A 10856-nucleotide genomic window follows, 5' to 3' on the forward strand; every position below is an offset into this window, starting at 1 on the left:
CCGCGGCGCCGAGCTTCCGTTACGCCACACGATGGATTCCCGATGAAACCCGACAACCTGATCGCCTGCCACGAATGCGATCTGCTGCTTCAGCGTCCGCCGCGCCTGCGCGCGCTGGTTCCACACTGCCCGCGATGCGGCGCTCGCGTGAGCGGCGCGGCGCACGGCCGCCGGACGCTCGACCGGATGTGCGCAATGGCGCTCGCCGCGCTGCTGACGTATTGCGTCGCGCAGGCCTTTCCGATCGTCGCGCTCGATGCGGCCGGCATCGCGTCGCACGCGACGCTCGGCGACGCCGTGCGCGCGCTGGGGTCGCACGGCCAGCCGGTGGTGGCGGTGCTCGTGTTCTGCACGACGATACTGTTCCCGCTGCTGGAACTAGCCGCATGGCTGTACCTGCTCGTACCGTTGCGCGCAGGACGCGTGCCCCGGCGCTTCGCGCCGATCCTGCATGGCGTTCAGCGGTTGCGGCCGTGGAGCATGGTCGAAGTGCTGATGCTCGGCGTACTGATCACGATCGTCAAGATTACGAGCCTGGCGCACGTGATCGCGGGGCCCGCACTGTTCGCGTTCGCCGCCCTCGCCGTGATGCTCGCGTTCCTGTCGTCGATCGAGCCGGCCGGCCTGTGGGACGCGCGCGACGAACTCGTCGCGCTGCATCCAGCCGGCGAAGATCACCCGAGGCCGTCCGGAGCCGGCATGACGCAACCCGCCGCGCGCCCGGCAACCGGCGACGGATCGTCGGGCATGACGGCCCGCGCCGCGGGATTGATCGCCTGTCACCACTGCGCACGCGTACAGCCGGCGCATGCGTGCGGCCAGCGCTGCACGCGTTGTGGTGCGACGCTGCACGCGCGGCGCCCGCGCAGCGTCGCCCGCACCGGCGCGCTGGCTGCCGCCGCCGCCCTGCTCTACATCCCGGCGAACCTGTTGCCCGTCATGCATGCGACGTCGCTCGGCCGGGCCGAGGACGACACGATCCTCGGCGGCGTCGCGTACTTCTGGATGTCGGGCGACTGGGCGCTCGCCGTCGTCGTGTTCGTCGCCAGCGTGCTCGTACCGATGCTCAAGCTCGCGATCCTCGCGTTGCAGGCGATGGCCGCGCATCGCGGCGCGCAATGGCGCCCGCTTGAACGGGCGCGGCTCCACCGGCTGGTCGAGCGTGTAGGCCGCTGGTCGATGCTGGACGTGTTCGTCGTCGCGCTGACGATCGCACTCGTGCATTTCGGCAGGTTCGCCGACATCACGCCCGGCCCCGGCGCGCTCGCGTTCGGTGCCGTGGTCGTGCTCACCATGTGCGCGTCGATGCAGTTCGATCCGCGGCTCATCTGGGACGGCACGTCCCGCACGGGCATGTCCCTCACGAACACGTCCCGCCCGGCGGCCGTCCGCCGCCCATCCTGAACCGGCGCAAGCCCGCCGCCTCCTTTCGGATTCCAAAACGATGCATCCATTCGATCTACCCCAACCCGAGATCCGGCCGCGCAGCCGCTGGATCCCGTCGCTCGTCTGGATCGTGCCACTCGTGTGCGCGCTGATCGGGCTGTCGCTCGTGATCCGGACCGTCGCCGCGACCGGTCCGACGATCACGGTCACGTTCGCCAGCGCAGAAGGACTCGAAGCCGGCAAGACCAAGGTCCGCTTCAAGGACGTCGATATCGGCTCCGTCCAGACCATCACGCTCACCCCCGACTTCAAGCGCGTGGTCGTGTCGATTCAACTGACCCGCGACGCAGCGCGGTTCGCGAACCGCGGTACGCGCTTCTGGGTCGTTCGGCCGCGCGTCGGCGCCACCGGGATATCCGGGCTCGGCACGCTGCTCTCCGGCGCGTACATCGGTGCGGACCTCGGCCGCTCGCCGCAGGAGGAAACCGCCTTCACCGGCCTGGAAGCGCCGCCCGCCGTCACCGCGGATCAGCAGGGCCACCGCTATCGGCTGCACGGCGACTCGCTCGGCTCGGTCGACATCGGCTCGCCGGTGTTCTACCGGCATCTGCAGGTCGGTCAGGTCGTCGGCTTCGCGCTCGACGAGCACGGTAGCGGCGTCGACGTACAGGTGTTCGTCAACGCTCCGTACGACAAGTACGTCGGCACCAATACACGCTGGTGGCACGCGAGCGGCGTGGATCTGCGGCTCGACTCGAGCGGCCTGAAACTGAATACGCAATCGCTCGCGACGGTGGTCGTCGGCGGTCTCGCGTTCCAGTCTCCGCCCGGGCAGCCGGACGCGCCGCAGGCAGCCGACAACGCACCGTTCCGGCTCGCGCCGGACGAAGCCGACGCGATGCGCGATCCGGACGGCACGCCGCTGATGGTCGTCATGCGCTTCGACCAGTCGCTGCGCGGGCTATCCGTCGGCGCGCCGGTCGACCTGCGCGGCATCGCACTCGGCCAGGTCACGAACATCGGCATCGAGTACAACGAGCACACGCACAATTTCAGCATGAAGGTCACGATGGCGCTGTATCCGTCGCGACTGAGCCGGCACAGCGACACGGCGCTCCCCGCGCCGGATTCGGCCAGCGGGCATGAGCTGCTCGAGCACCTGGTGGTCCAGGGGTTGCGCGGACAGTTGCGCACCGGCAGCCTGCTGACCGGTCAGCTCTATGTCGCGCTCGACATGTTCCCGAAGGCGCCGCGCGCGAGCGTGGACGTGCGCCGCACGCCGGTGGAGCTTCCGACCGTGCCGAACACGCTCGATGAACTTCAGGTGCAGATTGCCGACATTGCGCGCAAGCTCGATCAGGTTCCGTTCGACCGCATCGGCAACAATCTGAACGGCGCGCTCGCGCATGCGAACCAGTTGTTCGGCCATCTCGACGAGCAGGTCGTGCCGCAGGCGCGCGACACGCTGGCCGCCGCGCAACGCACGTTCGACGCGGCCGAGTCCACGTTGCGGCAGAATTCGCCGATGCAGTCCGACGTGCACGACGCGATGCAGTCGCTCACGCATACGCTCCAGTCTTTGAACACGCTCGCCGACTATCTGGAGCGTCATCCCGAAGCGCTGCTGTTCGGGAAGAAAGGAGACCGGCAATGACCGCGCGCCCGTTTCGCCGCCTTCGCATGACCGCGCGCATCGCGACGTGCGTCGCGCTGGCCGTGCTGAGCGCGTGTACGTCGCCGCCCGTGCACTTCCATACCCTGGCGGCGCCCACCGGTGCCGGCGGCGATGCCGCCGCGCATCCCGCATGGCTGATCGACATCCAGGCCGTGCACGTCGTGGCGCCGGCGGACGGCAACCGGCTCGTCGTGCAGCGCGGCCCCGAGCGCGCCGACATCCTGGAGCAGGAACGCTGGGCCGCGCCACTCGGCGACGAAATGCGCGGCGGGCTGTCGACGCGCGTCGCGTCCGAGCTAGGCGCGATCGACGTTCACCGCGTGGCCTATCCGGACGGCACGGCCGTCTACCGGGTCGCGGTGGACATCCAGCGAATCGAATCGTGGCCGGCGTCGCACGTGCTGCTCGACGCGACCTGGAGCGTGAGCGCCGGGGCCGGGCAACGGGCACTGACGTGCCGCAGCATCGTTCGGTCCGGCGCGTCGACCGGCTACGACGCACTCGTCGATGCGCATCGCCGCGCGCTCGATGCGCTCGCGCTTGAGATCGCTGCAGGAATTCGTGCGGAAATCACGCACGCTGCGCCGCCCGCCGGATGTCGCGCGGGAACACTCGACCGTCGGCGCGCGCCACCGGTCGTCGATCGCGGCGCGCCGGACCCGCTCATCGATTGAATTGGGCCCCGAAGACGCGGCCAGCCGGGTCGGGCGATCAGCTTGGCTCCGCGGCTGTGGGGCCGGTGCCCTCGCACGATCAAGTCTCATCGTTATAACAGCGGACCGACGTACCGCCCTTTCCCGTGTCGATCCGACGTTCGCGCGATGCGGTGTTGCGCCGCTTCAATCAATTTCGCCCACATGGACAACACATGACAAAACGCGCGCGCCTGACCCGCGAGCAACGCAGGCTTGACACCCGCGAACGGCTGATCGCCACCGCTCGTGCGCTATTCATCGCGAAAGGCTTTGCCGATACGAGTGTCGAACATATCGCAGAGGGCGCCGGCTACACGCGCGGCGCGTTCTACGCGCACTTCGAACACAAGCGTGAACCGTTGATCGAGATCCTTCGCCGTGACCATGATCGACTGATCAAGAGGCTTCGGCTGGCGGCGCCGAAGGGCGACGGTTGCTGCACCGTCACCGACGCCGCGGACGTCGCCGCCGGCTGGGAATTTTTCCCGCTGTGGGTCGAGGTGTATCTGTACGCCCTGCGCGATGCCGGATTCCGGCAGATCATCGACAGCATGCACACCGAACTGGCCGCGCCACCGAACGCGGCAAACGGCGCGGCGGGCCCCTCTGACCACATGTCATCGTCGGCCGAACTGGCGGCGGTGCTCGGCGTCGCGTTGTTGCGTACTGGCGCACGGCGCGACGAGCCGACGTAGTACGCCGCGATGCGCATGCCCTGCTGTCCGTCTTCGACACACGCCGGCTGGACGGTGCCCGACAGGCTAATCGATCCAGTCAGCTGACGGGTACCGCTCGAGCACGCGGGATGGCTTGGCCGGCGCCTGCGGCACCCAGTTGCGTCACTGTGCGGTCTCGGCCGCTTCCACGACCGGCAGCGGCCGGCTTGCGATCTTCTCGGCTTCCGTGCGCTTGAGCCCCAGGGTACACAGGAGCGTCGCCGCGGTGCGTTCCGGAAAATGCTCTCCGCTGAAGCCGAGTTCCTTGAGAACACCGGCCGCCGGCGCACCCGGAGCAACGAAGTTGAGCTCGGCGGCAATTGCGGTCAGCACTGTACCGCCAACTGAAAGGAAGCCGATGAATGGGTCGGCGACCACGAAGCGCTTCTCGGCGATACCGCGCTCGATGTCCCGCAGCAGGCGTTGACCCAGGCCAAGCGTCAGGACGCGCGCCGAAAAGCCCTCGCGTATCAGGAAGTGTCCCCACACCGGCTCGCGCCGCGCGCGCATCAGCGTATGTCGCACCGAGACGGAAATGATTTCCGCCGGGTCGGACAAGCCGCTGGCCACGCGATCGAGCGAATCCGCGAACTCCTCGAATACCGATTCCACGAGGGTCGCGTAGATCGCCTCCTTCGATTCGAAGTGGTTGTAGAACGAGCCAAAGCCGACGTCGGCGGCCTCGGTGATTTCATTGATGGCGACGCCTTCCATGCCCTTCTCCGCCATCAGTCCAAGCGCGGCGTCCAACAGGCGGGCACGGGTCTCCCGCTTGCGGCGCGCGCCGCGTGGCTCACGCTCTTCGGCGACCACTGGACTGGCTGCTTCCGGAGCGGAGCGTTTTGATGTCCGGCGACTCGGTGTATTCGTCATGACGTTTCCGATGCTTGTTCGTGCCCGAGTATAGATTCAAATGTCTACATTGACAAAATTATCATCTATGACTTTAATGTCACCAAAGTGGCCGACAAACCCTCAAGAACCGATCGAACGACGAATGGAGATACGGTGGAGACACAACTGCACACGGGCGCCCGCGCGTCCATTTACAACAACTCGCGCTCGTCGACGGAGCGTGCGCTGCCTTTGGCGCTCGGCATACTGATTGCAGGATTCGAGGCAGTCGGCGCCACAGTGGCCAATCGGCGGGCACGTCACGAAGTCGACGTCTTGATCGTCGACGAGGCTGCCGAGATACGCGTCGCCCCACGCGCGATCGCACTCGGCGACGAAGCGCTGCGGACTCCCGACACCTGTGACGAGCAGCATCGCCTCCATGCGAAATCGACGACCGACTTCGCAATATTCACGGGCCGGCCAGTCACGCCGTGCCGCGATTCGATTGCATGCCTGCCGTTGCGCGGCAAGCCCCTCGATGCGACGGCGCCTGTCGTCGCGATTGCCATTCGATCTGCCTGAGCGTCATCCGCCATGAAACTGACCACCACCCAGCCGGCTCGCCACCCTCACCCCACGACGAAGGCATCGGCGCTCGCCTATCTGATCTTCGATCGTCCCGACATCGGCGAGGCGGAGCACTTTCTCAACGACTTCGGTCTTCGAACCGTACTGCGGGATGACACCCAAGTGCTGCTGCGCGGAACGGGCACCGCACACTTCTGTTATGTGGTTCGCCAGGCGCCGAAGGCCCGCTTCGTCGGCTTCGGATTGCGGGTCGACAGCCGAGCCGATCTGGAGGCGCTCGCCGAAGTCCCGGGCGCGTCGAAGGTCGAGGCATCGGATTGGCCCGGTGGCGGCTACCGGGTGCGGCTCACCGATCCGTCGGGTTTTCGGGTCGACGCGATTGCGGGCCAGGCACTGGCCCGCACGTTGCCGCATCGCGCTCCGCTCTCGTTCAACTCGATCGACACGCCCGTGCGGATCAACGAGACGCAGCGGCCGCCGGTGAGCGCGCCCGAGATCATTCGGCTCGGGCACGTCGTGCTCGAGCTCGCCGATTACCAGGAAACCTGCGCGTGGTACACGCAGCATTTCGGGTTCATCCCCAGCGATGTCCAGGTGCTGCCGGACGGCTCCCCTGCGGTTGCGTTCATGCGGCTCGATCTCGGCGACAGGCCGGCCGATCACCATACGCTCGCGCTCGCCCAAGGGTTCGTGCCGACTTATAGCCATAGCGCGTACGAACTGGTCGACGCCGATGCCGTCGGCATGGGCCAGCGCATGCTCCGCGATAACGGGTGGACGCACGCGTGGGGCATCGGCCGGCACATTCTGGGCAGCCAGATCTTCGACTACTGGCAGGACCCGTGGGGCGACAAGCACGAACACTATTGCGACGGCGACCTGTTCACGGCCGATGAGCCGACGGGCGTGCACGCGGTCAGCCGCGAAGCGATGGCGCAGTGGGGCCCGACGATGCCGCGCAGCTTCACGAAGCCCCGGTTCACGCCGTCGAGCCTCGCGGCGCTGTTTCGCAATCTGCGCAGCAGTCCCGATCTGACGCTGAGCAAGCTGCTGACCCTGGCGAAGCTGTTCGCCTGATCCCCAACCGCCTATTCGACTCACGAGAGACCTATTCATGTCACTGCTTGTCCTGCACTTCCGGCATAACGGCCGCGCCCAATGGGGGGTGGTCGCCAACGGCGCCGTCACGCCGATTCCCGGCGACTTCGAGACAACCGCGCACTTTCTCGCGGCAAATCCGGTTGAACGACTCGTCACGCTCGATGGAGCGACGATTCCGGAGTCGGACGTGGAGTGGCTGCCCCCGGTGACAGCCAACCAGCAATTCGTTTGCCAGGGCGCGAATTATCGTCGGCACATGATCGAATCGGGCATGGATCCGGACGCGAAAAAGTTCAACATGATCTTCACGAAGGCGACGAGTTGCATCGTCGCCGCCGACTCACAGGTCGTGAAACCGCGACACGTCCGGTTTCTCGACTACGAAATCGAACTCGGCCTCATCCTCAAGCGCGACATCACGTCTCACCAGCAGATCACGGACGCGAACCTGTCCGACTATGTCGCCGGCACCGTGATCGTCAACGATTATTCCGCGCGCGATGTCCAGATCCCGCAGATGCAGTTCTACAAGGGCAAGAGCTTCCGGACGTTTGGCCCGGTCGGCCCCTATCTGTGCCTGCTCGAGCGGCGCGACTTCCCGAAGCTGAAGTCGCTCGACCTGACATTGACCGTCAACGGCGCGGTGCGTCAGCGAGACTCGACAGCGAACCTCGTCTATGGTCCGGCGGAAACGTTGACCGAGTTGTCGAGCGTGCACGACCTACGCGCCGGCGACCTGCTCGCGACCGGCACGCCGGCCGGCTGCGCACTCAGCATTCCGTCGCCGCTCAAGCAGCGGGCCGTCGCGCTTTTTCCCGAATCCGTGAAGTGGAAGATGTTCATGAAGGTGCAGGCGGGGCGAGCGCAGTATCTGAAGGCCGGAGACATCGTCGAAGCCCGGATCGCGAGCCGCGACGGAACGATCGATCTGGGCGTGCAACGTAACGAGATCGTGGACGAAGCAGCATGAACGGCATCGCGACCCAGGACGACGTGCTGGCGATCGAAGCACAGGGCCTTCCGCCGGACCTCCCGGCCAGCACGTACGAGATGATCTGCGCCGGTGCGGCCCTCGATCCGTCCGCCCCCGCGCTCTCCTTTTTTCTGACCGCCGACGGGCACCGCGACGTCGAGCGCTGGACCTATCGCGAGTTGGTCCATGACATCACCCGCACGGCCAACATGTTCACGCGCCTCGGCGTGAGTTCGCATTCGGTAATCGCTTACGTCCTGCCCAATCTTCCCGAAACACACTTCGTGATCTGGGGCGGGCAGGCGGCCGGCATCGTATGCGCCATCAATCCGCTGCTCGAAGGCGAAGCGATAGGCAATCTGCTCAAGGCGTCCGGCGCCAGCGTACTCGTGACGCTCGCGCCATTTCCCGGGGCCGATCTCTGGCAAAAAGTCGCGGATCTCCTTCACCAGGTCGAGCCGCTGCGGCATCTCGTGCTGGTCGATCTGGCCGATCGCGTGCGGGGCACGGCGCAGTCGGCAGGCCGCACGCTCCAGCACGACGCCGGTGCGAAGCCGTACGGCGATGGCGGTTTGCGCAGCGCGGTGCCTGCGCACATCCAGATCCACGACTTCGGTACGGCAATCGCGCGGGAATCCGGTACGGCGCTCGACAATGCGCGCCGCTTTCAACCCGGCGACATGTCCTCCTTCTTCTGTACCGGGGGAACCACCGGGTTGCCGAAAATCGCGATGCGCAGCCACGGCAACGAAGTGGCGAATGCATGGAGCGCCGGGCGGTTCTTCGGCGACAGCATCGGCCCCGGCAAAACGACTTTCTGCGGATTGCCGCTCTTTCACGTCAATGCCGCGATGGTGACCGGCCTTCTGCCTTTCTCGCGCGGCGCCCATGTCGTGCTCGGCACACCGCAGGGTTATCGGGGCGACGGTGTCGTCAAACGTTTCTGGGAAATCGTCGAGCATCATCACATCAATTTCTTCAGTGGCGTCCCGACACTTTATGCTTCGCTGCTCGATATTCCGGCCAACGATCATGTTATCGACTCGCTCGAATACGGCCTGTGCGGCGCCGCGCCGATGCCGGTCGGCGTCTTCAGGGCCTTCCAGGAAAAGACGGGCATCCGGATTCTCGAAGGCTACGGCCTGACCGAAGGAACCTGCGTGAGCAGCGTCAACCCGACGACCGGCGAACGCCGGCTGGGATCGATCGGGCTACGCATCCCTTTCCAGGCGATGAAAGCAGTCGTCGTGGACAACGCGGGACGGTATCTGCGCGATTGCGCAGTTGACGAGGCGGGGCTGCTCGTCATCTCCGGGCCGAACGTTTTCACCGGCTACACGCGTGCCGATCAGAACGAGGCCCTGTGGCTCGATCTCGGCGACGGCAAGCGCTGGCTCAACACCGGCGACCTCGGCCGCTGCGACGTCAACGGTTACTTTTGGCTGACCGGCCGCAGGAAGGATTTGATCATCCGCGGTGGACACAATATCGACCCGGCAACGATCGAGGAGCCGCTGCATCGACATCCGGCGGTCCAGATTGCCGCGGCAATCGGGCGTCCCGATGCATATGCCGGCGAGTTGCCGGTCGCGTATGTTCAGCTCAAGCCCGGTATGACCGCTACCGAGCGCGATCTGGAAGTGTTCATGCAGCAGGAGATCGCCGAACGCGCCGCCCTGCCCAAGCATGTTCGAATCGTCGAGGCGATCCCGCTCACGGGCGTCGGCAAGATATTCAAACCGGAACTCAAGCGCCGCGAGACGGTTGACGCGCTCCGCGCGGCATTGGACCAGGGTGGAGCCCCCGGAGCATCAGTCAACGTCACGACCAATGATTCGGGCGGAATGTCGATCCTGGTCGAGCTGAGCGATCCCGGGCTCGAGACTACGGCGCGCTTCGTGCTTGGGCGTTTTCCGTTTGAATTCTCGATTTCGATCGGCGCGAAGTCAATCCGGTCACATGACTGACAGCGACGGATCCACGGCGATGGGGGAGCACGGCTAGCCGGGAAAACAAAAACTTTGAAATCGGCTCGCCGCACTCAATAAGGTATCCAAATTAGTTTTTACTCGTGAATCGGATCGAGACAGAGGAGACAAAAGATGAATTTCACGCGAACGATGCGTTTCGCAGGCGTGGCGGTTTGTATCTGCTCGGCTGCACTTGCCGATAATGCATGTGCACAGACGGCCGGAAGCATCACCACATCGGTGGGATGGCTACACATCTCGCCACAGGGCGACGCAACACCGCTGACCGTGCAAAGTGTTGGCGGCGTAACGGTGAATCAGCAACTGGCCGGTACCGGGGCGCATGCCAGCTCGACGGATACGATGGGCATCACCACCGAGTACTACGTCACCGACAACGTGGGTGTCGCCATGCTTTTCGGACTGCCACTGAAAGTCAATCTGATTGGCGATGGGACGTTACAGAAGTACGGCACCCTCGGCACGACCAAGCCGATGCCGCCCGCCCTCGAACTTCGATATCACCTGTTTTCAGCCGCATCGAAATTCCGTCCATACGCAGGACTTGGCGTGAACTATACGTGGTTCACTCAGGTTCGAGCGACCAACCGCCAGTTTGTCTCCGATAGCTTCGGGCCGGGCGGCTCGGTGCACGCGACCCTCAGCTCATCGTGGAACCCCGTATTCGAGCTGGGGGCAAGTTACGCGATTACACAACACTGGTCTGTCGGCACCTCCGTCAACTACATGCCGGTGAAGACCGGCCTCACGTTATACGGACAGACCGCCACCGGAACGCAGATCGTTTCCAGATCGACGCTCCGACTCCATCCCGTTAGCGTTTTCTTGAACGCCGCCTATACGTTCTAGCGGGTGCGCCCGGATGCCAGCGCCCCGCATCAACGCAACACACTG

Annotated in this window: 10 protein-coding genes; 9 read left to right on the plus strand and 1 reads right to left on the minus strand. The window is 65.3% G+C overall.

All coding sequences use genetic code 11. The features are described 5' to 3' along the window. Positions 1-42 precede the first annotated feature (42 nt). The 4 genes from HWW87_RS32830 to HWW87_RS32845 all read left to right on the plus strand — a co-directional run bounded on the left by HWW87_RS32830 (position 43) and on the right by HWW87_RS32845 (position 4451). Positions 43-1404 (plus strand): PqiA/YebS family transporter subunit, encoded by a 1362-nt coding sequence (locus HWW87_RS32830; protein ID WP_175823788.1) that lies wholly within the window; start codon positions 43-45, stop codon positions 1402-1404. Positions 1405-1444: 40 nt separating this feature from the next. Further along, positions 1445-3040, plus strand: a complete 1596-nt coding sequence (locus HWW87_RS32835) for an MlaD family protein (RefSeq protein WP_175823789.1) — start codon at positions 1445-1447, stop codon at positions 3038-3040. Then, positions 3037-3735, plus strand: a complete 699-nt coding sequence (locus HWW87_RS32840; protein ID WP_175823790.1) for a PqiC family protein — start codon at positions 3037-3039, stop codon at positions 3733-3735. The genes HWW87_RS32835 and HWW87_RS32840 overlap by 4 nt, the downstream gene beginning before the upstream one ends. Before the next feature lie 194 nt (positions 3736-3929). Continuing rightward, entirely contained in the window at positions 3930-4451 is a 522-nt protein-coding gene (locus HWW87_RS32845; RefSeq protein WP_175823791.1) for a TetR family transcriptional regulator, read from the plus strand. A 144-nt stretch (positions 4452-4595) separates the two neighbouring features. On the opposite strand, the gene HWW87_RS32850 is transcribed toward HWW87_RS32845, so the two are convergent. Beyond that, positions 4596-5345 carry a TetR/AcrR family transcriptional regulator gene (locus HWW87_RS32850; RefSeq protein ID WP_175823792.1) on the minus strand — a complete coding sequence of 250 codons (750 nt, stop codon included), beginning with the start codon at positions 5343-5345 and terminating at the stop codon, positions 4596-4598. 135 nt (positions 5346-5480) lie between these two features. On the opposite strand from HWW87_RS32850, the gene HWW87_RS32855 reads away from it, so the two are divergent. The 5 genes from HWW87_RS32855 to HWW87_RS32875 all read left to right on the plus strand — a co-directional run bounded on the left by HWW87_RS32855 (position 5481) and on the right by HWW87_RS32875 (position 10811). Further along, positions 5481-5891 (plus strand): hypothetical protein, encoded by a 411-nt coding sequence (locus tag HWW87_RS32855; RefSeq protein WP_244107383.1) that lies wholly within the window; start codon positions 5481-5483, stop codon positions 5889-5891. 12 nt (positions 5892-5903) lie between these two features. Continuing rightward, positions 5904-6974 carry a VOC family protein gene (locus tag HWW87_RS32860; RefSeq protein WP_175823793.1) on the plus strand — a complete coding sequence of 357 codons (1071 nt, stop codon included), beginning with the start codon at positions 5904-5906 and terminating at the stop codon, positions 6972-6974. Positions 6975-7011: 37 nt separating this feature from the next. After that, on the plus strand, positions 7012-7968 hold the full coding sequence (locus HWW87_RS32865; RefSeq protein ID WP_175823794.1) for a fumarylacetoacetate hydrolase family protein: 957 nt from the start codon (positions 7012-7014) through the stop codon (positions 7966-7968). After that, positions 7965-9938: an acyl-CoA synthetase gene (locus tag HWW87_RS32870; RefSeq protein WP_175823795.1), complete on the plus strand. Its 1974-nt coding sequence runs from the start codon at positions 7965-7967 to the stop codon at positions 9936-9938. Before HWW87_RS32865 ends, HWW87_RS32870 begins: the two co-directional genes overlap by 4 nt. A gap of 135 nt (positions 9939-10073) precedes the next feature. Beyond that, entirely contained in the window at positions 10074-10811 is a 738-nt protein-coding gene (locus HWW87_RS32875; RefSeq protein ID WP_175823796.1) for an OmpW family outer membrane protein, read from the plus strand. Positions 10812-10856: the final 45 nt, after the last annotated feature.

The sequence above is a fragment of the Burkholderia sp. BCC0419 genome, assembly GCF_902830285.1.
In the GTDB taxonomy this organism is placed as follows: Bacteria; Pseudomonadota; Gammaproteobacteria; order Burkholderiales; family Burkholderiaceae; genus Burkholderia.